Origin of the sequence: Acinetobacter oleivorans DR1 (assembly GCF_000196795.1) — a bacterium.
Lineage (GTDB): Bacteria > Pseudomonadota > Gammaproteobacteria > Pseudomonadales > Moraxellaceae > Acinetobacter > Acinetobacter oleivorans.
In genome coordinates this window covers 4,079,620-4,104,513 of sequence record NC_014259.1, presented here as the reverse complement: position 1 = coordinate 4,104,513, position 24,894 = coordinate 4,079,620, and the positions used below count along the sequence as shown (strand labels likewise).

General features: G+C 39.1%; 25 protein-coding genes. 9 read left to right on the top strand and 16 right to left on the bottom strand.

Annotation, left to right across the window (positions count from 1 at the left end):
- Positions 1-10: 10 nt before the first annotated feature.
- From AOLE_RS19310 to ubiG, 8 genes are all read right to left on the bottom strand, one after another.
- Entirely contained in the window at positions 11-994 is a 984-nt protein-coding gene (locus AOLE_RS19310) for a sulfonate ABC transporter substrate-binding protein (RefSeq protein ID WP_013199283.1), read from the bottom strand.
- A gap of 72 nt (positions 995-1,066) precedes the next feature.
- Positions 1,067-2,035 carry a sulfonate ABC transporter substrate-binding protein gene (locus tag AOLE_RS19305; protein ID WP_013199282.1) on the bottom strand — a complete coding sequence of 323 codons (969 nt, stop codon included), beginning with the start codon at positions 2,033-2,035 and terminating at the stop codon, positions 1,067-1,069.
- A 334-nt stretch (positions 2,036-2,369) separates the two neighbouring features.
- A complete protein-coding gene (argA, locus tag AOLE_RS19300; RefSeq protein ID WP_013199281.1) occupies positions 2,370-3,725 on the bottom strand; it encodes an amino-acid N-acetyltransferase in 1,356 nt (451 codons plus the stop codon).
- Between the two features lie 121 nt (positions 3,726-3,846).
- Positions 3,847-4,176, bottom strand: a complete 330-nt coding sequence (locus AOLE_RS19295) for an RcnB family protein (protein WP_013199280.1) — start codon at positions 4,174-4,176, stop codon at positions 3,847-3,849.
- A 240-nt stretch (positions 4,177-4,416) separates the two neighbouring features.
- A complete protein-coding gene (locus AOLE_RS19290; protein WP_004795500.1) occupies positions 4,417-4,830 on the bottom strand; it encodes an RcnB family protein in 414 nt (137 codons plus the stop codon).
- A gap of 216 nt (positions 4,831-5,046) precedes the next feature.
- Complete coding sequence (locus AOLE_RS19285; protein WP_004795498.1) at positions 5,047-5,793, bottom strand: YciK family oxidoreductase; 747 nt, start codon at positions 5,791-5,793, stop codon at positions 5,047-5,049.
- Between the two features lie 68 nt (positions 5,794-5,861).
- Complete coding sequence (locus AOLE_RS19280; protein WP_081399231.1) at positions 5,862-6,563, bottom strand: HAD family hydrolase; 702 nt, start codon at positions 6,561-6,563, stop codon at positions 5,862-5,864.
- Positions 6,560-7,273 carry a bifunctional 2-polyprenyl-6-hydroxyphenol methylase/3-demethylubiquinol 3-O-methyltransferase UbiG gene (gene ubiG / locus AOLE_RS19275; RefSeq protein WP_013199278.1) on the bottom strand — a complete coding sequence of 238 codons (714 nt, stop codon included), beginning with the start codon at positions 7,271-7,273 and terminating at the stop codon, positions 6,560-6,562. The genes AOLE_RS19280 and ubiG overlap by 4 nt, the downstream gene beginning before the upstream one ends.
- Positions 7,274-7,453: 180 nt before the next feature.
- Here ubiG and AOLE_RS19270 point away from each other — a divergent pair, with 180 nt between their 5' ends.
- Complete coding sequence (locus AOLE_RS19270; RefSeq protein ID WP_013199277.1) at positions 7,454-8,071, top strand: thiol:disulfide interchange protein DsbA/DsbL; 618 nt, start codon at positions 7,454-7,456, stop codon at positions 8,069-8,071.
- Positions 8,072-8,151: 80 nt separating this feature from the next.
- Here the strand turns inward: AOLE_RS19270 and AOLE_RS19265 are convergent, their stop codons facing one another.
- Positions 8,152-8,799, bottom strand: coding sequence for a TetR/AcrR family transcriptional regulator (locus AOLE_RS19265; RefSeq protein WP_005308928.1), 648 nt, complete (start codon positions 8,797-8,799; stop codon positions 8,152-8,154).
- Between the two features lie 137 nt (positions 8,800-8,936).
- Entirely contained in the window at positions 8,937-9,575 is a 639-nt protein-coding gene (locus AOLE_RS19260; protein WP_002120796.1) for a TetR family transcriptional regulator, read from the bottom strand.
- Between the two features lie 173 nt (positions 9,576-9,748).
- Here AOLE_RS19260 and AOLE_RS19255 point away from each other — a divergent pair, with 173 nt between their 5' ends.
- The 6 genes from AOLE_RS19255 to AOLE_RS20180 all read left to right on the top strand — a co-directional run bounded on the left by AOLE_RS19255 (position 9,749) and on the right by AOLE_RS20180 (position 15,915).
- Complete coding sequence (locus AOLE_RS19255; RefSeq protein WP_013199276.1) at positions 9,749-10,774, top strand: ferredoxin reductase; 1,026 nt, start codon at positions 9,749-9,751, stop codon at positions 10,772-10,774.
- A gap of 33 nt (positions 10,775-10,807) precedes the next feature.
- Positions 10,808-11,971, top strand: a complete 1,164-nt coding sequence (locus tag AOLE_RS19250; protein WP_013199275.1) for a fatty acid desaturase family protein — start codon at positions 10,808-10,810, stop codon at positions 11,969-11,971.
- Between the two features lie 124 nt (positions 11,972-12,095).
- The gene (rph, locus tag AOLE_RS19245) at positions 12,096-12,812 is read left to right on the top strand and encodes a ribonuclease PH (protein WP_004795487.1); all 717 of its coding nucleotides are present in this window, start codon (positions 12,096-12,098) and stop codon (positions 12,810-12,812) included.
- A 133-nt stretch (positions 12,813-12,945) separates the two neighbouring features.
- The gene (locus tag AOLE_RS20830) at positions 12,946-13,080 is read left to right on the top strand and encodes a hypothetical protein (protein WP_255209843.1); all 135 of its coding nucleotides are present in this window, start codon (positions 12,946-12,948) and stop codon (positions 13,078-13,080) included.
- A gap of 21 nt (positions 13,081-13,101) precedes the next feature.
- Entirely contained in the window at positions 13,102-15,270 is a 2,169-nt protein-coding gene (locus AOLE_RS19235) for a phosphocholine-specific phospholipase C (RefSeq protein ID WP_013199273.1), read from the top strand.
- A gap of 477 nt (positions 15,271-15,747) precedes the next feature.
- On the top strand, positions 15,748-15,915 hold the full coding sequence (locus AOLE_RS20180; protein ID WP_005049256.1) for an ABZJ_00068 family colistin stress protein: 168 nt from the start codon (positions 15,748-15,750) through the stop codon (positions 15,913-15,915).
- On the opposite strand, the gene nadC is transcribed toward AOLE_RS20180, so the two are convergent.
- Positions 15,912-16,757, bottom strand: coding sequence for a carboxylating nicotinate-nucleotide diphosphorylase (nadC, locus tag AOLE_RS19230; protein ID WP_013199272.1), 846 nt, complete (start codon positions 16,755-16,757; stop codon positions 15,912-15,914). The genes AOLE_RS20180 and nadC overlap by 4 nt on opposite strands.
- A 171-nt stretch (positions 16,758-16,928) precedes the next feature.
- On the opposite strand from nadC, the gene ampD reads away from it, so the two are divergent.
- Positions 16,929-17,498 carry a 1,6-anhydro-N-acetylmuramyl-L-alanine amidase AmpD gene (gene ampD, locus AOLE_RS19225; protein WP_013199271.1) on the top strand — a complete coding sequence of 190 codons (570 nt, stop codon included), beginning with the start codon at positions 16,929-16,931 and terminating at the stop codon, positions 17,496-17,498.
- 72 nt (positions 17,499-17,570) lie between these two features.
- Positions 17,571-19,121, top strand: a complete 1,551-nt coding sequence (gene murJ / locus AOLE_RS19220) for a murein biosynthesis integral membrane protein MurJ (RefSeq protein ID WP_171056862.1) — start codon at positions 17,571-17,573, stop codon at positions 19,119-19,121.
- Between the two features lie 48 nt (positions 19,122-19,169).
- Here the strand turns inward: murJ and AOLE_RS19215 are convergent, their stop codons facing one another.
- From AOLE_RS19215 to AOLE_RS19195, 5 genes are all read right to left on the bottom strand, one after another.
- Positions 19,170-19,865: an FKBP-type peptidyl-prolyl cis-trans isomerase gene (locus tag AOLE_RS19215; protein WP_005308951.1), complete on the bottom strand. Its 696-nt coding sequence runs from the start codon at positions 19,863-19,865 to the stop codon at positions 19,170-19,172.
- Between the two features lie 51 nt (positions 19,866-19,916).
- On the bottom strand, positions 19,917-20,642 hold the full coding sequence (locus AOLE_RS19210; RefSeq protein ID WP_013199269.1) for an FKBP-type peptidyl-prolyl cis-trans isomerase: 726 nt from the start codon (positions 20,640-20,642) through the stop codon (positions 19,917-19,919).
- 190 nt (positions 20,643-20,832) lie between these two features.
- Positions 20,833-23,016, bottom strand: coding sequence for a polysaccharide biosynthesis tyrosine autokinase (locus AOLE_RS19205; RefSeq protein WP_013199268.1), 2,184 nt, complete (start codon positions 23,014-23,016; stop codon positions 20,833-20,835).
- A gap of 18 nt (positions 23,017-23,034) precedes the next feature.
- Positions 23,035-23,463: a low molecular weight protein-tyrosine-phosphatase gene (locus AOLE_RS19200; protein WP_013199267.1), complete on the bottom strand. Its 429-nt coding sequence runs from the start codon at positions 23,461-23,463 to the stop codon at positions 23,035-23,037.
- A 4-nt stretch (positions 23,464-23,467) separates the two neighbouring features.
- Positions 23,468-24,568 (bottom strand): polysaccharide biosynthesis/export family protein, encoded by a 1,101-nt coding sequence (locus AOLE_RS19195; RefSeq protein ID WP_013199266.1) that lies wholly within the window; start codon positions 24,566-24,568, stop codon positions 23,468-23,470.
- Positions 24,569-24,894: the final 326 nt, after the last annotated feature.

Below are 24,894 nucleotides of genomic sequence, written 5' to 3'. Positions count from 1 at the left end.
TCTATTGAAATTACTTGGCAATCCAAACAGCTTGTTTGATGCTGATTGGTTTTGGAATGATGCCTTGTTGAGTAAAGATGTCTGCGAGTTGCTGCTGCTCAGCAATCACTTTGCTGTTCAGCGGAGCGGCTGATGAAGGACGAGGACGGCGTTTAATAAATAAGTCACTGGTCGCAGGCTTCAGTCCTGTGCTTTGGCCAATGGCTGTTGCCGTTTCTGCTTGATGGCTTTGAACCCATTTGTCAGCTTGATTGATTTGTTTGATGAGTCCAGAAACAGCTTTCGGATGTTGTTTAACAAAGTCTGGAGCTGCTAAATAAAATGTATAGTTCGGGCTTAAGCCTTTACCTGATGCAAGAACACGAGCTTGATCTTCTAGTTGTGCTGAAGCGAAGTAAGGGTCCCAAATGGCCCATGCATCAACAGCACCTTTTTGAAATGCTGCGCGAGCATCGGCAGGTGTAAGCCAGATCGGAGTAATGTCACTCCAGTTTAGGCCGGCTTTACGTACAGCTTGTACAAGTAAGTAATGTGAGCTCGAACCTTTTTGCAGCGCAATACGTTTACCTTTAAGATCTTTAAGTTGTTTGAGCTGCGAGTTTTTAGGAACTAAAATTGCTGATGCTAGCGGTTTAGCTGCTTCATAAGCAATGTAATATAAAGGCTTTCCAGCTGCTTGTGCGTAGACTGGAGGAGTGTCCCCAGTAACTCCGACATCAAGGGAACCGACAGCCAAAGCTTCTAAAATTTGTGGTCCAGCAGGGAACTCATTCCAAGTCACTTTGGCATTTGGAAATTCTTGTTCAAATAGTTTTTGCTGTTTGGCAATCGCAAAGTTAATCGAGCTTTTTTGAAAACCAATACGAAGTTCTTTTACAGTTGGATCAATTGCCCAAGCTGGCGCTGCGATTGTTAAACCTAATACAGCGACTGCACTGATGCGTTTAGCTAATTGTGCCCACTGACTCGTATTAAATAATGACTGATGTTGCATATTGATATCCTTGTTCCCCTTGAGGTCAGGCACAGCATTTATATGATTATTTAAGCCGTGCCCAAGCTGGGTTTATTTCAGTTTTAAAATGGCGTCTTGAATGGTGAGCTTGTTAGGAATGAGCTTTTGCACATAAAAGGCATCAGCTACTTGTTGTTGTTCTTGTGCCACCTTGTCAGAGATTGGCTGAACTCCAAAACCCATACGTGAAATGGAAGTTTTGAGTACATCAAACTCAAGCGCTGTAGGTTTTTCGAGTAATTTGGCAGCTTCATCCTGATGTGAACTCACCCATTCAGTTGTCTGGTTAAGAGTTTGAACAACTGTATTGAGAACTTTTGGATTATTTTCTGCAAATTTACGGTCAGCTAGATAGAACTGATGATTGCTTACTAAATTTTCACCAGTCGCTAAAACTCGAGCTTGAATTTGATGTTCAGCTGCTGCAAAGAACGGATCCCAAATGACCCATGCATCTACTGCACCTTTTTCAAAGGCAGCACGAGCGTCTGATGGCGGTAAATAAACTGGTTGAATATCACTTAAGCTTAAGTTGTTGGCTTCTAGAACTTTTAATAATAGGTAATGAACATTCGAACCTTTATTAAGAGCTACACGTTTGCCTTTTAAATCTTTAATAGAGTGGATAGGAGAGTCTTTTTGTACCAATAATGCTTCGGCTTTTGGCGCAGCAGGTTGGTTTGCGACATAGACTAAATTTGGATTGGCCGCTTGAGCAAAAATAGGTGGTGCTTCACCTGCTTCACCGAGTGAAACGCTCCCTACATTTAAGCCTTCAAGCAATTGAGGGCCAGCAGGAAACTCGACCCATTTTACTTGTACGCCTTGTTCTTTTAATACTTTTTCTAGGTCACCACGAGCCTTTAAAATAGGAAGGATGCCATATTTTTGATAGCCAATATTTAAAGTTGTGGTGGCCTGTTCCTCTTTTTTGGCACAACCACTTAACATCATCACTCCTGCAAGGCTGGCTGCGATGACTGAATATTTTGCCCATGAAGTGGTGTTGAAAAGTGCCATGAGATTTCGTGCTCCCCGAAAGAGAAAAAGAAAAAATAATTGGATGAGCAGATACCCTAAAGGGATTTTTATTTCAGAAAAAATAAGTATTCGGTCTTTATTTATGCAAAAAAAAGCTAAAAACAATAGGCTATAAACTTATGCAAAAAAGTGATTTATCTAATAGAAATATATTTAATAAATTAGAAGTAAGTTGATGTAAATAAAATAAAAAAATATTAAAATATTAAAAATAGAGATTTAAAAAAAGTACAACCATAAATTAATAGCGTTTATGGTTGTACTTTTTTAACTAAGCTTATCTGAAATAAGAATATCTTAAAAAGAGCAAAGGCTAGGGAAGCAGTTTCTTAAAGACCAAAGAATTCCTTTGATAGTTATAGAGCGCCTGACGGGCATTAGGTAACTCATCAACGCTGACCTGGTGAAAGCCATGTTCCAAAAACCAGTGAGCGGTACGCGTTGTTAAAACGAATAACTGACGAATACCTTGTTCTTTGGCTTTTTCTTCAAGAAATTGCAGAATTTGGCTACCACGGTTTGATTTACGATAACTTGGATGTACTGCAACACAGGCAATTTCTGCAGAACGAGTTTCGTTAAACTCTGTTGGAATTGGATAAAGGGCAGCACACGCTAGAATCATACCGTCGCGTTCAATAACAGCGAACTGGCTGATTTCTTGCTCCAGACGTTCACGTGAACGATAAACCAAGATGCCTTCTTCTTCCAAGGGGCGCAATAAATTCATTAAACCACCCACATCTTTAATATGGGCTGTGCGAACTTCTTCATAATGCGCATCGGTAATCATGGTGCCTATACCATCTCGAGTAAATAACTCTTCGAGAAGGGCGCCATCATAGGCATATGAAATGAGATGAACGCGGTGTACACCTGATAAAGACGCTTTTTTTGCTTGTTGCAAATGCAGGGTTAGTGTTGGACTAATGGTTTGATATTGTTGAATATAGTAGTCCAGTTGATGTGGGCTTAATTCACGTAATATTTGTTCATCTTCATTCAGAAGCCCTTGTTGCTCCCCAAGAAAAATGAGTTTATCTGCTTTTAAATAAGTTGCAGTTTTGGTCGCAACTTCTTCTGCCCGCAAGTTAAAGACTTCGCCTGTAGTGGAATAACCTGTTGGCCCCAGTAGCACAATATTATGATTATCAAGGTGTCGTTCAATTGCATCGGTGTCTATTGAACGAACCTCACCTGTAAGCTGGAAATCCATGCCATCACGAATGCCATAAGGTTTAGCAGTCACAAAATTACCTGATACGACATCGATTCGAGCGCCGTACATGGGAGAGTTTGCTAAGCCCATAGAAAGCAATGCTTCAATTTCTAGGCGAATAGAGCCTACGGCACTCATGACACAGCTTAAAGATTCGCGTGTGGTAATACGGCTATTGTCATAAAAAGGAGTTTCAATTCCTTTCTCTTTAAGATTTTGATTAATTTGCGGACGGGCGCCGTGCACAAGAATTAAGCGAATACCAAGAGAATGAAGTAACGCGATATCATGAATGATATGTTCGAAATTAGGATGACGGACTGCTTCACCACCAAACATCAATACGAATGTTTTATCGCGGTGAGCATTAATGTAGGGTGCTGAATGTCGAAACCAGTGTACATAATGCTGGGGGTTATTATGCGACTTTTCTAAAGACTTGCTTGACATACCGATCTCGAATCAACAGCAAAAAGATATAAAGATGATTCTAAACAAAAAAGATTAAAGCCGCATGTTTTAGATAAAAAAACACCCAAATCTAAGTTTGGGTGTTTAAATTTTTTTTAAATTAGTGAACTACTCTAATGATTTTATGGCTTTGTTCATTTACCAGCACGTAATTTCCGTTCACTTTGTACCATTTTTGGTAGCGACCCGGTTTCGTTAATTTTTGATGCTGACGGTAGTCAATCACATAGCGTGAGTGTTGATATTCACGGGGTACAACTTGACCTGCTCGCCAAACATTACGATGGTCGTCTTTTTTAATTACTTTAACGCTTTTTACTTCATGGTTTTGGTAGTTGCCATGATGATTATGATCGGTTGGTGCTGCCATTGCTGTTGTTGCAACTAAACCACTAAGTGAAAGAACAATCGCTGTTGTTAATTTTTTCATTGTAAACCTCGAGTGATGAATTAAATTTCAATAACTGAAGATTAGTGAACAATTACAGATAAATCGTGGAGGCTACGAAGAATAAATGTGAAAACTAACGATGAAATAAGAAGAAATTAAGAAAATACGAAATATTAGAATATAAAAATCTATTTATTTTTTAAATATATAAGTAATAAAAAAAGGATAAAACCACAAGGCTTTATCCTTTTTGCTCAGCGATAGCGAGGTTCTATCACTTTAAAAACCGCGAATACTCACAATACTATTAGAATCAGTATCGACTAAAATATAGTCATTGTTGATTTTGTACCATTGCTGATTACGGTCTGGTTTTGGCAAGTTACTATCTTTATAGTCGACTTTATAGCCATTGCCACGATAGTGCTGTGGCATAACATAACCAGGCTGCCAGCGATGCTGTTTAAGTCGTTCGAAACCACGTTCTTCGCGCATACGGCGCTCGTCACGGACACGATCTTCATCATGATCACGTCCAAATCCTGGCCCACGATCATTCCATTCACCGCGTGGTCCTCCACCTTTAGGACCTTTGGGGCCATGGCCTCGGTCAAAAGGAGGATCAGCAAAGCTCGCCATACTTGTGGTGAGTACAGCTATGGAAAGGGTTAAGATTGTGAACAACTTTTTCATGATGCATCCTCGTTTACATCTGATGTCTCTCATGTTGAATACTCTACGCGCAAAATGCAGAGAAACTGTGAAGATCATTTAATGGTTCAATTAAAATTACGGATAGATCAAGAGTTTTTATCAATAATAAAAAAGGCTTGAATATATCTTTTCAGGTATAGGCAAGCCAGATTTGATGATCGGCTGTAATTTTCTTTAGCTTTTCATCTTTAACTTTTAATCCTGTGCATCAATACTTTGACCATTGAGCGCCAAGCTATCTTCACCCATTAAATAGAGATAAGCAGGCAAGATCGACTCTGGTGTAGGTAGTGTTTTCGGATCTTCTTGTGGATAGGCTTTAGCACGCATTGCAGTACGTGTTGCACCTGGATTAATGCAGTTAAAACGGATATTAGGATAAGTATGTTCTGCTGCAAAAATTTTGCTCACCGCTTCAATTGCAATTTTTGAGACAGAATATGCGCCCCATAAAGCACGTGCTTCACGGCCTACACCTGAACTGGTAAATACAACAGAGGCATTTTCTGATTTTTGCAAAAGTGGTAATAATGCTTGAGTTAAAGCAAAAGGCGCGCGTAGGTTAACCGCCATGACATCATCCCAAGTTTCGGTTGGATAATGTGCGAGCTCTACGCGTTCACCTAAAATACCTGCATTATGCAAAATACCGTCTAGACGCCCAAACTGCTTTTCGAGCGTATCGACTAAAAAATCATAGTCACGGTCAGAAGCACTCGAAAGTTGTAATGGCAAAATTGCTGGTTGCGGTGCACCCAGACTTTCAATTTCATCATAAATAACTTCAAGTTTATTTAAGGTTCTACCATGCAGTACAACGGTTGCACCATGTAGCGCATAAGTCAGAGCGGCAGCTCGCCCAATTCCATCGCCAGCACCGGTGATTAAAATAATTCGATCTTTGAGTAGATCCGGACGAGGTTGGTATTCTGAATATTTCATTGGTAAACCTCCTTCTTTTTATATTGATAAAACAAACAACTGTTAAAAAAGCCTATAAAACTCTTAGCTTAACTTATCATACGCTGATTTTCCTGTAGAGCAGGAAGCTTTTGACGTAACATATGGTGTAATTCTGTCACCGTATTTACAATCGAGTTGGCCTGCCATGCAGCGAGATCATCACGATGTTCGATTGGTAAATAGCCATATGCAGCCAAAATAGTATACATATTGGCATTGCGACCAGCATCAATATCACGTGGATGGTCACCCACATAGATAATTTCATTTGCTGGGATATTCAACTGTTTAGCCGCCAAATACATTGGTTCTGGATCTGGCTTGGTTTTACTGACATCTTCAGGACACACCAAAACTGCACAGCGTTCGGTCAGATTTAACTTTTCTAAAAGAGATTCACTTAATCCGCGTGGTTTATTGGTCACAATACCCCACGGAATTTGCTGAGCTTCTAACTCTTCTAAAAGTGGATACATACCTTCAAACAGGTCTGTATCAACCACAATATTATTGCCGTAAATATCTAAAAAGTTTTGACGATGTGCCAAGAAAATTGGATTGGCCACATCCAGCTCTGGATAGACCAATTTAACCATCGCACGTGCACCTTCAGAAACCTGAGTGCGAATGAGGTCGGCATCAACAATTGGGCGTCTTTCATCACGGCACATTTGCTGAATAATACGAATGAAGTCGGCAGCCGTATCGATAAGAGTACCGTCTAAATCAAATAAAACAGCTTTCATCATGCACCTGTATTTATCGTGTGAACCATATAATTAACGTCAACATTTGGCGCTAACCAGTAATGCTTGGTCAGTGGGTTGTAGTGCAGTCCTGTCATTTCTTTTAGAGTAAGATCTGCATTACGAATGTCATGTGCCATTTCAGATGGTCGAATAAATTTATGATAATCATGTGTACCTTTTGGCAACATGCGTAGTACGTATTCTGCGCCAATAATGGCAAATAAATAAGATTTTGGGTTACGGTTAATGGTTGAGAAGAACACATGGCCACCCGGTTTAACCAAAGCCTGACAAGCTCTTACAATAGATGCTGGATCTGGAACGTGTTCCATCATTTCCATGCAAGTGACCACATCGTATTGACCGGCTTGTTCTTGTGCTAATTCTTCTACAGGAATTTGGCGATATTCAATATTTTGAACATTGTCTTGCTGAGCATGCAAACGGCCAACAGCTAGCGGTGCCTCACCCATATCAATACCAAGTACATCTGCTCCACGACGTGCCATGCTCTCTGCCAAAATACCGCCACCACAACCGACATCAAGTACTTTTTTACCAGCAAGGCCGCCTACACGTTCATCAATCCAGTTTAAACGTAGTGGATTAATTTGATGAAGTGGGCGAAATTCAGAATGTTGATCCCACCATTTGGCAGCAAGTGCTTCAAACTTTGCGATTTCTTGTAAATCAACATTCAATTGCGACATGGTGCTACCTCTAAACTTGGGTTATCTTTTTGGATATAGTTCGCCGTTAGTGTAGCGATTATTGGGAAAAAAGCGATAAACCCAATAAAAAACTTCACAGAAGCAAAACGAATTTAGCATATTTGTTTTATATTTAGAGCATAAGCTAATGCATAACAACTTAGAGGAAAAGCTGTAGCAATGAAAAAATTGGTTTTGGGTGGTTTAAGCGCAGCAATTATGGCCGTATCGGGTAGTGCAATGGCAGCAGATTTTGTTGCTGGTAAAGACTACACCGTGATTGCCAATCCAGGCAAAGTGGAAGTTCCGGGGAAAATCGAAGTTCGAGAGTTCTTTTGGTATGGATGTCCACACTGTTTTAAACTTGAACCGCATATGCAAACGTGGTTAAAACAGATTCCTAACGATGTGCGTTTTGTACGTACCCCAGCTGCAATGAATAAAATGTGGGAGCAAGGGGCGCGTACCTATTATACATCTGAGGCGTTAGGTGTACGTAAACGCACGCATTTACCATTGTTCCATGCGATTCAGGTGAATGGTCAGCAAATTTTTGATCAGGCTTCTGCGGCGAAGTTCTTTACTCGTTATGGCGTGCCTGAACAGAAGTTTAATAGCACTTACAACTCATTTGCTGTGACTGCAAAAGTTGCCGAGTCAAATAAACTTGCTCAACAGTACCAATTAACAGGTGTTCCTGCGGTTGTCGTTAATGGTAAATATGTTGTACAGGGTGAAGATGGTAAAGTTACTCAAGTTCTTAATTATTTAATTGAGAAAGAACGTAAAGCAAAATAAGTTGTTTAGGCTTTACTTCAAAAATGGGCTTCATATGAAGCCCATTTTTATATTTAGTTAATTATCACGAAATATTTCAATTAATTTTGCTTATTTTCATCTTCAATTTGAAAATTTAAAACATCAAAATTAACAGTTTGAGTGGGCAGTGATAATGCCTGATTAATATATAAATTAATTAATTTTTGGCGAGAACCAATAGAGCGCTGATAATACGTAGAATTTAAGAGCAATGATGCGCCGTAAGTCAGCGACCAGATATAAGACAAATAATCACGAATCGACATGTCATAATTTAATGATTTTAAATAATTTTCTGTAATATCTTTAATTGCTAAAATACGCTGTTGGCGGATTTCATAAAGCTCTTCGAAAAGATGCTTCAACTTAGACTCTGTCATTGTCAGATTTTCTTCAAGTTGATGCAATAAAATGGTTTTTCCAGGGGTAAGCAAATGGTGAAGCATGTAATGAGGGGCATACTCTTTGAAATCTGTATTATATTTTTTAGAAATTTCTAAAATTTGCTTTTCATTTTGAATAATGAGCTCAAGTAGAAGCTCATTTTTGCTTCTAAAATGCTTATAAAGAGTGCCTTTAGCAATATCTAGCTCGGCCACTAACTCATCTAGAGTAATTTCCTGATTGTTTTCTAGTAACAACTTTTCTGCCACGCTTAGAATTTTTTCTTTGCGCATCAAAAACTGTGTATGACGATCAAGATTCATAGGTATTCCCACACCAGTTTGGCCTAACTAATAATTTACTTCCTGTAAAAAGAAAAAGACTTTTCTCGAAATTTTTAGCCTTTTTCTTTCTCTCTTTACGTATTACCACATAACCTGTTTTTTGTCATTTGCCGCTTCTACCGTTCCCAGTTTGCAATCCCTCTAAACAGTAAGCGAACTTGTGTAGAAGCATTTTCAATAAAGGCAGTTTGTTGCAGCTTGAGCTGTTCACCTTGATATTGTTTTGATAGGTTGAGCCACGTCATTGCCCATGTAAATGACATATTAGTCAAAATGGTAGATAAGACATTTAAATCTTGAGGGTTTTGAATATGTTTAAAATTTTCGAGCTTAGTCAGATCTGTTGTTAAGTCTTCAATCAGAAATTCGATTTCTCGAGCAATCGCTGCACGAACCGTTTCGGAACCTCCCCAACGTTCAGCAATCATAAATTGCCATTGCTTAGGGCTATGATTTACCGCCTGCACAAATAGCTCAATGCTGGTTTGGGTTTTAGCAGATTTATGTTGTAAATAACTTTGTCCAAGTTGATGCAAAACGCTTTTTAAATGCAGCGCGACTTGGTCAACCAATTCTTTCCCAAGTTCATCCATGTCTTGAAAATGGCGATAAAACGCTGTTGGTACCAAACCAACTTCACGTGCAACTTCACGCAAACTGATACTACTGAACGAACGCCCAGACGTACTTAAATGCAAGGCTGCATCGAGAAGTGCCTGACGACTTTGCTGTTTTCGTTCATCCCGTATCGACATTAAAAGAACCTATTTAAACCGTGAGCCAAAGTCTAACAAAAAAGAGCAAACTTTCATAAAAAAAATAGTGAACAAGTGTTGACTGAGTGAACGCTTATAAATATAGTGTACATATGTTCACTATACGAACATGTGTTCACTCAAATAAATAGCCAGATACAAAAGAGGAACGTATGAACGCAACACTTAGTTATCAGCCACATTTGGTTCGAGAAGATTTCGTTGATTTTGTTTTGCAGAAAATTAACGTGACTTGGGCTTGGAAACGCGTACTTGCAGAAGTTATCGCAGTTCAGTCTCTACATACCGATATGGTGCTTATTAAGCTTAAACCGAATCGAAATTTTAAGTTCGATCAGGTACGCGCTGGGCAAAGTATTTTATTAACGCTACTTATTGATGGAGTTTACCAACAGCGTAGTTATTCAATTATTGAAGTAACTTCTCAAGGTGAAATCTCTTTAGGTATTAAAGTACAAGGCTTGGTGTCTAGTGCAGCTCAACGCTTACATGTTGGAGAGTGCATTGAAATTTCACAGCCACAAGGCGATTTTACTTTGCACCAAAGCCAACAGCCTGCAATTTTAATTGCGTCAGGTAGTGGTATTACTGCAATTTATTCACTTTTGCAGCAAGCTTTGAAGCAGCAGCTTAAACAGATTCATATCATTTATTTTAATCGTGCAGAAATTTTTCATGCTGAATTAAAAGCTTTGGCAGAAAAGCATCCAGAGCTTCACTATCATTTTTTTAATACAGCCGAGCAAAAGCAGCATTTAACTGAAGACCTATTGCAAAAGTTGGTTCCTGATTACGCACAGACCGCAACGTATGTGTGTGGACACCACGGCATGATGCAACAGGCAAATGAAATTTATGCGCAGCAAAGTGCCCAGTCGCAACTTCATCAAGAGTTTTTCATGCCTGTTCAAATCGAACAGTCTAATGAAGCACAACCCATCGTATTTCGTCGCTCGCAACAAAACTTTCTTGCCACGACAACACTATTAAGCAGTGCAGAGCAAGCTGGCTTACGTCCACAGCATGGTTGTCGTATGGGTGTATGTAACCAATGTACGTGTACCAAAGTCAGTGGTGTCACCCAAAATATATTAACAGGCGAAATTGACGATCAACCAAATCGTGCAATTAAGTTATGTGTGAACCAGGCATTAAGCCCAGTCACTATTGATCTATAAAAACAAACATAAAAGAGATTTGAGGATACCATTATGAATATGGCAGTAGAACTTAAAGCAACATCAAAATCGGTACATTTAACCCCAGAGCAAACAGAAGCTTTTGGTCGCCGTATTGAAGAAATTCGTCTTGAAGTGATGAAAGATCTCGGTGAAAAAGATTCAAAATATATTTATAAAGTACGTAATTTTGTACGCTACACCGAAATTGCATCACGTGGCATGTTGATGTTTGGTGGCTGGATTCCACCAGTATGGTTGTTAGGTACGGCTATGCTAGGTGTATCTAAAATCGTTGAAAACATGGAACTTGGTCATAATGTGATGCATGGTCAGTTTGACTGGTTAAATGACCCAACGCTTAACGGTGCAACCTATGACTGGGATACGGTGTGTACTGGTGAAGACTGGAAATATACCCATAACTATAAGCATCATACCTATACCAATGTGTTTGGTATGGATCATGATATTAGCGGTTATGGTGTGATGCGCATGAGCCGTGAGCAAAAGTGGGAAACCCGTTTTTTATTCAACGTGCCAATGGGTTTTGTATTGTCAACGGGTTTTGAATGGCTACTGGCTTTACAACGTCTAGAGATGGAAAAAGTGTTGTTTGATGGCACCAAGACTTGGAAAGAAGTATATGTAGAATCTAAAAATCTACGTAAAAAAATGGTACGTCAGTTTGGTAAAGATTATGTGCTGTTCCCACTAATTGCAGGACCAATGTTCTTGCCAGTATTGGCTGGTAACTTTTTTGCTAACTTGATCCGTAACTACTGGGCATCGACCGTGATTTATTGTGGCCATTTCACAGAAGACTCTGAAATTATCACTGACAATATTGATAATGAAACCAAAGCAGAGTGGTACTTGCGTCAGATTCGTGGTTCAGCAAACTTTACTGGTGGTAAGATTATGCATTTCTTGAGCGGTAACTTGAGTCATCAAATCGAACATCATTTGTTTCCCGATGTACCAGCTAACCGCTATCAAGAGATGGCACCTAAAGTACGTGAAGTCTGTGCAGAGTTCGGTCAACAGTACAATACAGCACCCTTTGGATCTCAAATTGTGAGTGTGTATAAACGTCTGGCTGTTCACTCTTTGCCTGACAATGTGGTTGATCGTTTGGTGGCGACTAAGCGGACCTTTGTTGAGGCGGTGAAAGGCATGTTTGGCAAAGCTGCTTAAGAAAGATAGAGCATTGTTTGAGTCATTAAGCGATGCTCTTTACCAATAAGTAAAAGGGAAAGTACGTGTAATTGAGATATACTACGGTGCAATTATATTTGTGCCATTGTTTTAAGGAATCATTATGCGTATTGACCAAAGAGCATTAGACCAGTTACGTGAAGTGAAAATTACACGTAACTATACCCGTTACGCAGAAGGTTCAGTTCTGGTTGAATTTGGTCATACCAAAGTATTGTGTACTGCAAGTATCGATAATTCGGTTCCACGGTTTTTAAAAGGAAAAGGACAGGGCTGGGTCACTGCTGAATATGGCATGTTACCGCGTTCAACACATTCACGTTGTGACCGTGAAGCAGCGCGTGGTAAACAGTCAGGCCGGACACAGGAAATCCAGCGCCTAATTGGACGTAGCTTACGTGCTATGGTCGATTTGAAAAAGCTTGGCGAAAACACAATTACCATCGACTGTGATGTAATCCAAGCTGATGGTGGTACGCGTACCGCTTCAATCACTGGCGCTGCTGTAGCGTTAGTTGATGCGATGAATGTTTTGTTATCTCAAAAGAAAATTAAGCATGATCCGCTTAAAGGGTTAGTTGCTGCAATTTCTGTAGGTATGTATCAAGACGAAGTATTGCTTGATCTTTGCTATGAAGAAGATTCGAACTGTCAAACTGACTTAAACGTAGTAATGACACAAGCAGGCGAATTTATTGAAATTCAAGGCACAGCTGAAGATAAACCATTTACTCGTGCACAAAGCAATGACATGTTAGAAATGGCTGAAAAGGGAATTGCCGAGCTCATTAAAAAGCAACAAGAAGCTTTAGGTTGGTAATTTTACGCTTTCTAAAAAACGCATCTTCGGATGCGTTTTTTTATGTCTTCATCAAATCGACATAAAAACATCACGTGCCTGTCACTTTTTCACTTTATTAGTAGTTCGCATTTAAACCGTTTGGAAAAAACCAATGCGAAAACTTTCACTTCTATTAATTACGTCTTTAGCACTTTTACTGAGTGCTTGTAACGATGATAACGACACAGATAATTCATCGCCAACAACACCGCCAACCAGTAATTGCAAAATGCACTGTGCACCATAATAAGAACTTAGGATAGAACTAATGAATCGTCGCGAATTTCTTTTAAATTCTACAAAAACCATGTTTGGAACAGCTGCTTTAGCGAGTTTCCCATTGAGTATTCAAAAAGCGCTGGCTATTGATGCCAAAGTTGAAAGTGGGACTATTCAAGATGTGAAACACATCGTGATTTTGACTCAGGAAAATCGCTCATTTGATAATTATTTCGGAACACTAAAAGGTGTACGTGGTTTCGGTGACCGCTTTACCATTCCAATGACAGAAAGCCGAAAGGTTTGGGAACAATATGATGCCAAGAAAAATAAAGTACTGCCGTACCATCTCGACAGTCGTTTAGGAAATGCTCAGCGTGTTTCAGGAACTCCTCACTCATGGTCTGATGGCCAAGCAGCTTGGGACAATGGTCGCATGAGCGACTGGGTGGCTTATAAAAAACCGCAGTCGATGGGCTACTACAAAAAACAGGAAGTCGAATATCAGTTTGCTTTAGCCAATGCTTTTACGATTTGTGATGCTTACCACTGCGCCATGCATGCGGGAACTAACCCAAATCGTAAGTTTATTTGGACTGGAACGAATGGCCCTACAGGAGCAGGTGTTGCAAGTGTAGTAAATGAATTTGATGGGATTGGACCATCAACAGAAGGTTATGAATGGACGACTTATCCTGAACGCTTACAGCAGGCTGGGGTGACATGGAAAGTTTATCAAAACATGCCGGATAACTTTACCGATAACCCGTTAGCTGGTTTCAAACAGTATCGCCGTGCAAATGAGCAATCGGGTCAGCCTGTCAGTAACGACACGCTAACGTGTCCAGCATACGATGAAAAAATCGATGCGACTCAACCACTTTATAAAGGTATTGCCAATACCATGCCAGACGGTGGTTTTTTAGGAACTTTTAAAGCTGATATTGCACAAGGTAAATTGCCGCAAGTGAGTTGGTTAGTCGCTCCTGCAAATTATAGCGAACACCCCGGACCATCTAGTCCTGTGCAGGGCGCTTGGTATATGCAGGAAGTATTAAATGCATTAACTGAAAATCCTGAGTTGTGGAGCCAAACAGTTTTATTGGTGAATTTTGATGAGAATGATGGTTTCTTTGACCATATTCCTTCACCAAGTGCGCCGTCTAAAGATATCAAAGGTGTCGTATATGGAAAAACGACTCTAAGTGATCAGCAAGTATCTTATGAATATTTTAACCATCCAGCAGTAGCGACTTCAAAATCTCAACCCGCCACAGACGGGCGGGTGTATGGGCCAGGGGTACGCGTTCCTATGTATGTGATTTCACCGTGGAGCAGAGGGGGATGGGTGAATTCACAAGTCTTTGACCATACCTCTATTTTACAATTCTTAGAAAAACGTTTTGGTGTGCAAGAGCCAAATATTAGTCCATATCGCCGTGCTGTGTGTGGTGATTTAACGACAGCTTTCGATTTTAAAACACCGAATACTTTGCCTGTCGCTGAACTAGAAGGGAAAAAAACAAAAGCTGAAGCTGATGCTATTCGTATCGCTCAAGAACTATTGCCGCAAGTTTCTGTTCCAAACCAACAGCAATTTCCTCAGCAGGAAATGGGAATTAGACCATCGCGTGCTTTACCTTATATTTTGCACACCAGTGCCAAAGTCGATGCAGCACAAAAGACTGTAAAGCTGATGTTCTCAAATACGGGTAAGCAGGCAGCTGTTTTTCATGTGTATAACCGATTAGATCTTACAGTAGCCCCTCGTCGCTATATGGTTGAGGCGGGTAAACAGCTTGATGATGTGTGGAATACTATAAATGGACAGTACGATTTATGGGTACTCGGTCCAAATGGTTTCCACCGCGCGTTTAAAGGTAACTTGCTCCAAGCCAATCAAACTCAAGCATTACCAGAAATTAGAGTATGTGTGGAAGAGTGTGATGCGAATTTGTATTTAAAAGTTCGTCACGATGGTAATAAGTCAGTCAAGCTGACAGTCAAAGCAAATGCTTATCTTCCAAATAAAACGTGGACTATAGAAACAAATAGTTCTGAAAAAGAACTGGTTTGGGATATGTCTGAATTTGGAGGTTGGTACGACTTCACTGTGACTTTAGCTGATGATGCTACTTTCAGTCGCCGTTTTGCAGGACGTATTGAAACTCAAGAAGATTCAATTTCTGATCCGTATATGGGTTATGTAGAGTCTTAAGTTGCTGTAAGGGATGAATGATTAAGCTGAAGTCTTAGATTAATCATTATTTTAAATTAGCTATCACGACGGAGTCTTATCGTTTATTCATCCAGTGGAAGTAGCTAATTTGTTACTTTGGTTTCGCCCAAAGTAAAGTACGTAATAAAGATTAATTAATCTTTATTACGTATCGAAAGACAACTGTTGGCTTAATAACAATCTTGCGCTTCGACAAAGCTATAATCGCTTTGTCTTGCTCAGGTTGTAGATGACATCTAGCACAAGCTAAATTTAGGAAATATAACTAAAGGATGGCACATGTGACTGTCATAAATATTAGGTTTAACCATTCTATAAAATTTTTAAAGGTCACATTCTGCTTTATAGATGAATAATAAAAATAAAGACTTACCTTTTGTAACAGAATCTCCTAAGCCTCGTCATATTTATCTTTTACCTTGAAACCCTGATTTTTTAAAGTAATGGGGAAAATTTATGCTACAAGGTTTTATTGTATTATTAGCAGTCGTTACATTTGTTTTAATGGCTGCTGACCCACGTGATAGTGGGGCACAAGCGACTCAGTCAGCATGGCAAAAAACACAAGCAGCAGACATGACCAAGTCGCAAAAAAATACGAATAACGATGTGGACTTTATTTAAGCATTAAAACGCATTGATAAATCAACAGCTCTAACGTCTTTAGTCAGTACACCCATAGAAATATAGTCAACACCAGTAGTGGCAACTTCGCGCAAGTTTTCAATGGTGATATTGCCTGATGCTTCGAGTTTACAACGGCCTGCAACATATTTTACAGCATCAATCATTTGCTGTTGGCTGAAGTTGTCGAGCATAACAATGTCTGCACCAGCTTCAAGCGCTTGATTTAGCTCATCCCAAGTTTCAACTTCAACTTCAACAGGTTTACCCGGTGCAATTTCATGTGCTTTTGCAATTGCTTGAGCAATTCCGCCCGCTGCCATAATATGGTTTTCTTTAATTAAGAAGGCATCAAATAAACCGAGACGATGGTTCTGTCCGCCACCAATAGCCACAGCATATTTCTGTGCAATACGTAAGCCTGGTAAGGTTTTACGCGTATCGAGAAGTTTTGTCTTTAAACCTTCAAGATGTTGAACATATTCAGCAGTTTTTGTTGCAACAGCAGATAAAGTTTGAATAAAGTTTAAAGCAGGGCGCTCTACAGTAAGTAAGCTACGTGCAGAGCCTGCAAGTTTTAAAAAGGCTTCATTTGCGGCAACACGGTCACCTTCTTGTTTTAACCAAGTTACCTGTACAGTATTGTCATAAGCTGAGATGAGTGCATTTACCCAAGGCTGGCCAGCTAAAACCATATCTTCACGGCTAATAATGGTCGCGGTTGCCTGCTCATCTTCAGGTGTGAGCATCGCGGTAATGTCACCGTCCCCAATATCTTCTTGTAATGCTTGTTGAATATTGATTTGAATTGATTGTTCAAGCAAAGACTGAGGTATGCTCATACGGTTTCCATTTTGTAGATGACCCTAAAACTTGCGATATATTAGCACCGTCGACTTTAAAAATAAGCTGTTTTATGAGATTAATCGCGATAAACAATCGCATTTACTGCTTTGAAAAGTAGATAACTGCTTTAAACTAAAACAATTGGCAAGCAATTTATTGGCATCTCAATGAAGCAAATCACACCGTATGAAGTTATAGATGGACAATTAAAAGGGGCGAGACAAATCCCTTCTCCAAATTTTAACCAGCGGCCGACTGGTACCGAAATTCAAATGATCGTCGTTCATAATATTAGCTTGCCACCGTCTCAATTCGGAGGTGGATATATTGAGCAGTTTTTTCAAAATAAATTAGATTGGTCAGTGCATCCTTATTTCCAGACCATTGAAGGCATGCAAGTTTCTACACATCTGTTAATTTTACGAACAGGTGAAGTCCTACAGTTTGTTAATTTTAATGATCGGGCATGGCATGCAGGACGTTCGAGCTATTTAGCCAAAGTAGAATGCAATGATTATTCAATTGGGATAGAGCTTGAAGGAAGTGATGATTTACCATTTGACGAAGTACAATACGAAGTATTAACCGATGTGGTTAAGGCTATTCGTCAGGCTTATCCCGAAATTAAAAAACATATAGCAGGGCATTCAGACATTGCACCTGGCCGAAAAACTGATCCGGGACCTTATTTTAAATGGCAGCACTTTAGACAACTGTTAGTTCAGAAAAAAAGTTGAGTTCATTCATCATTTCACAACGAAAAGATTTTCTAGTTTCATTACAATAGCGTCTTTCGAATATAGCTGTAGGTGAGTACGATGGCATTGTGGCGATCGACTTTTATTGTCAGTGCAATGACGATGTTGTCACGAGTGTTAGGGCTTGTGCGTGACGTCGTATTGCTCAACGTGTTTGGTGCGGGTAAAGATTTTGATACCTTCGTCGTCGCTTTTCGTATTCCCAACTTTTTTCGACGATTGTTTGCCGAAGGGGCCTTTTCTCAGGCCTTTATTCCAGTATTAACTGAATATAAAACAGGTCGAGCCCACGCTGAAGTACAGATCTTGATTAGTCGAGTATTTGGTTGCTTGCTAACAGTGATGACCTTACTGACTTTTGTGGCTATGGTTTTAGCACCCGCGATCATTTATATGTACGCACCGGGTTTTCATAGTGATCCTGAAAAGTTCGATTTAGCAGTCAGCATGTTCCGCCTGACCATCCCTTATTTATTATTTATGTCACTAACTGCTTTTGCTAGCAGTATTTTAAATAGTTATGGTTCGTTTGCTTCACCAGCTTTTTCACCTGTTTTACTAAATGTCGCGATGATCGCAGGTGCATGGTGGCTTACGCCGTATATGGCTGAACCCATCAAAGCCTTAGGTTGGTCAGTGGTCGTGGCAGGAATATTACAGTTAGCTATACAAATTCCTGAATTGTGGCGTAAAAACCTACTGATTCCACCTAAAGTTGATTTTAAACATGAAGGTGTAGAACGCATTTTAAAATTAATGCTTCCAGCATTGTTTGGGGTATCTGTTACCCAGATTAACCTGTTATTAAATACGATTTGGGCCTCTTTCATGCAAGATGGTTCAGTATCTTGGCTCTATAGTGCAGAACGTATGACTGAGTTGCCGTTAGGTTTAATTGGCGTTGCGATTGGTACAGTGATTTTACCTTCACTTTCTGCTCGTCATGCAGAACAAGATCAAGCAAAGTTCCGTGGTATGATCGACTGGGCTGCAAAAATTATTGTATTAGTTGGCTTACCAGCAAGTATTGCCTTATTTATGCTTTCTACACCGATTATTCAGGCATTATTCCAGCGTGGCGAGTTTGACCTGCGTGATACACAAATGACAGCTCTGGCACTGCAATGTATGAGTGCAGGCGTGATTGCGTTTATGCTGATTAAAGTCTTTGCACCTGGTTTTTATGCACAGCAAGATACCAAAACACCAGTACGTGTGGGTTTAATGTCGGTCGCAGCCAATGCTATTTTAAACGTTGTATTTATTGGTTTCTTTAAGCTAATTGATTGGCATGCAGAGCATATGGCACTTGCCTTGGCATCTTCAGGTTCGGCGTTGGTAAATGCGGGTCTACTCTACTTCTATTTACATAAACGTAATATTTTCCGATTTGATTCGCATTGGAAAAAATTAGGGCTTCAATATGGTTTGGCAAACCTTGCCATGATTGCAGCACTTTGGTTTGCATTAAATTGGTATAACGGTGAGCTTTCACAGTGGTTGCGTATTGCCGAAGTAGTGGGATTGTGTGTTGTTGGCGTAGTTGCTTATCTGGTCGTTTTAATCATTACCGGTTTTCGTCCTAGAGACTTAAAACACTAAAATAAAAAAAGCGATCTTAAATGATCGCTTTTTTTATATCTAATGAATTTATTTTGGTAAAACTTGTAGTAATTCAATATCAAAAATTAAAGTACTATTTGGACCAATCGTGTCACCAGCACCGACTTCACCATAAGCAAGATTGGCAGGAATAAAGAAACGCGTTTTTCCGCCTTCTTTCATGGTTTGTAGACCTTCTGTCCAACCTGCAATGACTTGGCTGAGCTGAAACTCAACTGGATGATTACGAGCAATAGAACTATCAAATACAGTTCCATCTAGTAAACGACCTTCATAATTCACTTTAACGCGAGAGGTAGCTTTCGGTTTTTGTCCATTACCTTCTTTTAAGACTTGGTATTGGAGACCAGATTTAGTCGTTATCACACCAGATTTTTTTGCATTGTCAGCAAGAAATGCCGCGCCTGCTTGAGCGTTTAATTGACCTGTTTTTTGAAATTCGACGAGTTGTTTGGCTTCTAATGTTTTCTTATAGTCATTAATCGCTTTCGCCATTTCTTCATCAGTTAAGCGTGCTGTTTTACTTTGAGCACCTTCTTGGAGACCTTGGTAAAAAATATCAAGATTCAGATCTGTTAGCGCATCCGTATTATTACGACCCATTAAATAGCCATAACTATAACTAAATTGTTCTTTTGCTGGACTTTTATTCGTTATAGGAGTTGCAGCAAAAACAGATAAACTCATTGTTGATGCTGCAATCATTAAACCGATTTTTTTCATGCTGTTTTCCAAAAAAAAAAAGAGAGTAGTGTTCTACTCTCCTGAATGTTTTTATTTCACTGAAATAAGCTCTACATCAAAAATCAGTGTACTGTTTGCTGGAATGCCAGGAACTTCCTGAGGACCATAGGCAAGATTTGATGGAATGAAGAAAGTCGCTTTACCGCCTTCTTTCATTAATTGAAGTCCCTCAGTCCAGCCTGGAATAACTTGATTAAGAGGGAACTCAACTGGCTCACCGCGTTTATAAGAACTATCAAAAACCTGACCGTTAACTAAACGACCTTCATAATGTACTTTAACAATTGACTGAGCTGTTGGCTGTTTGCCAGTACCTTCTTTAGTAATGATATATTGCAAGCCAGAAGCTGTTGTTTTTACGCCAGCTTTTGATTTATTTTCTGCAAGGAATTGCACATCTGCAGCTTCAGGAGTAGCACCAGCAGCTTGCTCCGGTTTATTTTGTTGTTGCATTTTTTGCTGTAATTCTTTTTCATAAGCGGCTACAGCAGCTTTTAACTCTTCTTGAGTATAAGCACTTGGCTGCTTGCTGCGAGCATCATGAATGCCTTTCACAAATGCTTTTGTATCTAGCTCAGGTGGAGTTTGCTGAGCAACTTCATATCCAAGAACATAACTGATTTTTTCAATTGGAGAGGCATTTTTATTTGCCTTGCTTCCGACTTCTGTGGTCGGATGTTGGCTTGCATAATATACTGGTACAAGTGCAGCACCGCCTAAAACTACAGCGACAGCAATGGGTAAGGCTTTACTCATAAAAGGTTCCAAAAATAATCATTTGAGTCTAAAAGGCTGCTTTTGATCTTAGCATGCTTAAGCATAGAATGTTTAAGAAAAAAAACGAGTGGTTTTTTATATATTTTAGTTAGTTTTAGTAGGGATATACTTAAAAAAATCTTAAACAAAAAACCGGATCATTTGATCCGGTTCTCTTATCACTTTACGATTAATCTTCTTTTTGTGCTTTATAAGCATAGGCATAGTTATAACCATAACCGTAGCCTGCGCTAGCACGTTGAATGTCATTGAGAATAAAGCCGTTGACTTTAACACCTGCTTGTTCAAAGCGATTAAGTGTTAATTCAAGCTCTTTCATTTGTGACTTAGCATAACGGGCAACAATTAAGTTCACACCAGTATATTGCGAAATAATAATACCATCGGTTACTGCCAGCACTGGCGGAGTATCAATAATGATATGGTCATATTCACTTTGAACCTTTTCTAGCAAATCTTTAAACTGATTAGAGCTTAAGATTTCTGAAGGGTTTGTTGGGCTCTTACCACGGGTAATTACATCTAAGTTAGTAACTTGAGTTTTGTGGAGAACCTGTTGAAAGGTTGCTTGTCCACTTAATAGTTCAGAAAGACCAGGTTTTACATCGACATCAAAGTATTTATGCATATAACCACGGCGCATATCGGCATCAATCAGTAATACACGTTTGTTACCTTGTGCAAAAATTGTTGCTAAGTTCGTCGAAATAAACGATTTACCTACTTCAGGAGAAGGGCCCGCAATCATGATGATATTATTTTTTGCTGATGTGAGGGCAAAATGAATAGCGGTGCGAATACTACGTAAGCTCTCAATTGCGATATCATCACTATTTTTAACTGCAAGAATTGGAATACTCTTCTTCTTCTTTAAAATCTTAATACGACTTTCTTGAATTGGTGAACGTGGTACCGTTGCATAAACTGGCAAATCCAATTCATTTTCGATTTGTCCAGAATCTTTAATACCTGTACGTAGCATATTACGTAGCAAGGCAATAAGAGCTCCAATAACTCCACCAACAAAAACAGATAAGATAAGAATCAAAAGCTTTTTGGGTTTAATAGGTTGAACAGGTTCAATAGCCGTATCAACAATACGTACATTTCCAATTTCACCCGCTTTGGCAATACGAAGTTGTTGATAAGAGTTTAATAGGGCTGTGTAGAGTTGAGTTTTTACTTCTACTTCACGATATAATTGCAAATATTGGCGTTGTACATCTGGAAGCTGTTTTAAGGTGTTATTTAACTCACCAATTTGTTTATTAATGGCTGCGAGTTGTCCATTAATTTCACGCATCGCAGGGTGTTCAGCAGTATATTTTGCTACCATTTCAGCTTGTTTTTGTTCAAGCTCAGCTTTTTTTGTTTCTAAAGTAATACTCTGAGTTAAATAAAGCTCTGACTCTTTAGTTACATCAACTGTGTTGTATTGCTGGCGAAATTTATTAAATTCACGCTCAGCATCATCAAGCTGTTTTTTTAGATCGGGTAGCTGTTCATCTAAGAATTTTAAGGTTTGAGCCGATTCAGCTGAACGACGTTCAATATTTTGAGCACTATAAGTTGCTAAAATCGCATTTAAAACTTTAGTAATATGTTCTTTATCTTGACCTTGATACGTTAGGCCTAAAACACCTGTTAGTTTTCCTTGCTCTGCTACAGAATAATTTGAGCTAATTGCCCCAACTGCTGCAGGTAAAGATAAATGCTTAATATTATAAGAAGTATCAAATTGATCTTTACTAAAAACAGCAACTTTCCAAGAGCCATGTGGTCCTGTGACTTGATTTAACTGATTAAGTGGTACAGTTAGAATAGTCTGCTCAGTACTAGCATCACTTAAACGCACGGATTGTTTATCAAAATTAAGGATTAAATTCCTATCTAAATAGTAAGCTGGAATTTCAAATTGACGGATTTCAAAACTCTTTAGCCCATCTTTAAATAAAACAGCATCTTTAGTGTATTCAGTTTTATAATCAGTATCACTCAATAGGCGATGAGAAAGAGTATCTTCTGTGCTGGAAACTTGTATATCAAGATGTAAGTTTTTAATTACAGAGCCTAGAACCAAACGGGATTGTAAAATCTCAATCTCCGCTTGGGCCGGTGATTTTTGCTCCATAACATTTGATAGTTCACCTAAAAGAGCGGCAGAAGCCCCTTTACTATCTTCAACCTGAACCAAAGCATCCACCGAATAGGTATCTGGCGTTACGCGTAAATACAGTAAAGCGCATACGAGGCTCAAAATAATGCAGAGCGCAATTAGTTTCCATTGGGCAATTAGTGAAAAAAACAATTCTTTTAAATCAATTGTATCTTCGGTATTTGTAGTTTGGTTCATAAGCTTAAAATCTTGGCGTTAAATATAAGGTTTCCAGTCAGCAATACACTGTTGAATAAGTTGGCAAGTTTCATCAAAAACAGCTTGATCGTGCTGATATGGATCCGGCACGTTTTTGTTCTGCCAATGCCCCAAGCGATAGGTTTTACCTTTTGCAAAGGGCCAAGTTTGCTCAATATGTTTTTGCTGGTTGAGACTCATGACCAAAATAAGGTCAGCTTTTTTAATATGTTCTGCATTTAGCTTTCTTGCGATATGGGGCAACATATCGATACCAAGGCGCTGCATACAAAGTTGCGCTTTATTGTCTGCTTGATGTCCTACGAGTCCTGAAATACCAGCAGACTCAATGTTTAATTGGGGATATTGTGCTTTCAAAAAATACTCTGCCATAGGACTACGGCAGATATTACCAATACAAACCACCAAAATATTTCTAATTTGCATAATATTATTGTCCCAAACGATCTATGTTGTATAAAGCATTTGAGAATGGAATAATCTGATTAACCACACGCTGCCAGCGAGTTAAGCCTGTTGCATCAACATAGACAATATCATTACTACGTAGTCTAAACTGATTAGCTAAACCAAAATCACCAATACTTAACAGATTTAAATGATAAATTTCAGTAGTGTGATCATTTGGATTAGTACGCACTACATAAATCTTGCTTGCACTACCAGAAGCTGGATTAATACCTAAACTTTCACCTAAGGCATCACTTAAAGTCATACCTTGATCACGCATTTGTAATGCTTGACTTTTCCCAGCTTCCCCCATCACATAAATCTTCTGGTTTTCACGAGTGCTGACATAAATGGTATCGTTAGGTTGAACTAGTAGTTTATGTAAGGAATATCCTGCTTTTTCTAAATCAATCGTATTTAAGTTATAGGTTCGGCCATTTCGAATGAGTTGAATATAGGTGTTATCACCCGTCGTAGTTACACCACCTGCTAACCCTAAAGCAGTATAAATACTGACAGGTTGATCACTTAAATAGAATTGTCCTCCTTTCGTCACACTACCTTGTACTGAGAAGCGTTGACCTTCATAAGAGACTACTCGAACTACAACGTCCGGATTCTTTAAAAAGCGAGCAAGTTGACTACGAAGTTCACGGTTTACTTGAGCAAGTGTTTTTCCAGAAGCTTTATATCGACCGACTAGAGGAAATTGAATGTAACCAGTTTGGTCAATTGGATAGCCATTGGCTTGAATGGATTGCTCGTTACTAATCCCATTAATAGGAGGCGTAATTTCAGGGTAGGCCCATAGTTGAATAGAGAGGACATCTCCTGGACTCAAGCGATAAATAGATTGCTGAGTTTTAAATAAACTTGAATAGTCGCGTTGATAGTCAATTTGAGCAGGTTGAATTGCTGGTATTGTTTCTTGAGAAATTTTAACCACATTAACTGTAGTGCCGAGATCTGTTTTATAAACCCCTTCACTTGGAATATCGTAAGTTTGTAAACCAGAAGTAACCGCGCAGCTGGCAGCACTCAAACTTAAGGCAAGAATAGAAAAAAACTGGCAATACTTCACACGCAACCCTTTGTGTATTTATCTTTAATTGATATCGTCCACTGCATAGTAACAAGTATCTATTAAACGCAGGATGAACAGATTCTAGCTGAAAAGAAATGAAAAAACACCGAAAAATAGTAGTGCTTTGTATGTTTAGTTTATCCAATTAGCAATTTCTATTTTTGTGTGGACTATACCGAATACTAGAATTATTTCGAATAAATTGATTTAAACTACTCCCTATAGGCTGTAAACACTTTTATACAATTGCATTACGGAGAATAAAAAAAAACTGCTATAGTTACGCTCGACTATATCCAGTTAACATGCAACATATATTTAAT

Bases quoted from the DNA above. Each gene is read 5' to 3' on its own strand.
- AOLE_RS19265 (WP_005308928.1), bottom strand. From the start codon at position 8,799: ATGAATCTTGATCGTCATACACAGTTTTTGATGCGCAAAGAAAAAATT.
- AOLE_RS19270 (WP_013199277.1), top strand. From the start codon at position 7,454: ATGAAAAAATTGGTTTTGGGTGGTTTAAGCGCAGCAATTATGGCCGTA.
- AOLE_RS19310 (WP_013199283.1), bottom strand. From the start codon at position 994: ATGCAACATCAGTCATTATTTAATACGAGTCAGTGGGCACAATTAGCT.
- AOLE_RS19280 (WP_081399231.1), bottom strand. From the start codon at position 6,563: ATGATGAAAGCTGTTTTATTTGATTTAGACGGTACTCTTATCGATACG.
- AOLE_RS19215 (WP_005308951.1), bottom strand. From the start codon at position 19,865: ATGAAAAAAATCGGTTTAATGATTGCAGCATCAACAATGAGTTTATCT.
- AOLE_RS20180 (WP_005049256.1), top strand. From the start codon at position 15,748: ATGCTACAAGGTTTTATTGTATTATTAGCAGTCGTTACATTTGTTTTA.
- argA (WP_013199281.1), bottom strand. From the start codon at position 3,725: ATGTCAAGCAAGTCTTTAGAAAAGTCGCATAATAACCCCCAGCATTAT.
- AOLE_RS19250 (WP_013199275.1), top strand. From the start codon at position 10,808: ATGAATATGGCAGTAGAACTTAAAGCAACATCAAAATCGGTACATTTA.
- AOLE_RS20830 (WP_255209843.1), top strand. From the start codon at position 12,946: ATGCGAAAACTTTCACTTCTATTAATTACGTCTTTAGCACTTTTACTG.
- AOLE_RS19290 (WP_004795500.1), bottom strand. From the start codon at position 4,830: ATGAAAAAGTTGTTCACAATCTTAACCCTTTCCATAGCTGTACTCACC.
- rph (WP_004795487.1), top strand. From the start codon at position 12,096: ATGCGTATTGACCAAAGAGCATTAGACCAGTTACGTGAAGTGAAAATT.
- AOLE_RS19255 (WP_013199276.1), top strand. From the start codon at position 9,749: ATGAACGCAACACTTAGTTATCAGCCACATTTGGTTCGAGAAGATTTC.
- nadC (WP_013199272.1), bottom strand. From the start codon at position 16,757: ATGAGCATACCTCAGTCTTTGCTTGAACAATCAATTCAAATCAATATT.
- AOLE_RS19285 (WP_004795498.1), bottom strand. From the start codon at position 5,793: ATGAAATATTCAGAATACCAACCTCGTCCGGATCTACTCAAAGATCGA.
- AOLE_RS19205 (WP_013199268.1), bottom strand. From the start codon at position 23,016: ATGAACCAAACTACAAATACCGAAGATACAATTGATTTAAAAGAATTG.
- AOLE_RS19235 (WP_013199273.1), top strand. From the start codon at position 13,102: ATGAATCGTCGCGAATTTCTTTTAAATTCTACAAAAACCATGTTTGGA.
- AOLE_RS19295 (WP_013199280.1), bottom strand. From the start codon at position 4,176: ATGAAAAAATTAACAACAGCGATTGTTCTTTCACTTAGTGGTTTAGTT.
- ampD (WP_013199271.1), top strand. From the start codon at position 16,929: ATGAAGCAAATCACACCGTATGAAGTTATAGATGGACAATTAAAAGGG.
- AOLE_RS19200 (WP_013199267.1), bottom strand. From the start codon at position 23,463: ATGCAAATTAGAAATATTTTGGTGGTTTGTATTGGTAATATCTGCCGT.
- AOLE_RS19260 (WP_002120796.1), bottom strand. From the start codon at position 9,575: ATGTCGATACGGGATGAACGAAAACAGCAAAGTCGTCAGGCACTTCTC.
- AOLE_RS19305 (WP_013199282.1), bottom strand. From the start codon at position 2,035: ATGGCACTTTTCAACACCACTTCATGGGCAAAATATTCAGTCATCGCA.
- AOLE_RS19210 (WP_013199269.1), bottom strand. From the start codon at position 20,642: ATGAGTAAAGCCTTACCCATTGCTGTCGCTGTAGTTTTAGGCGGTGCT.
- ubiG (WP_013199278.1), bottom strand. From the start codon at position 7,273: ATGTCGCAATTGAATGTTGATTTACAAGAAATCGCAAAGTTTGAAGCA.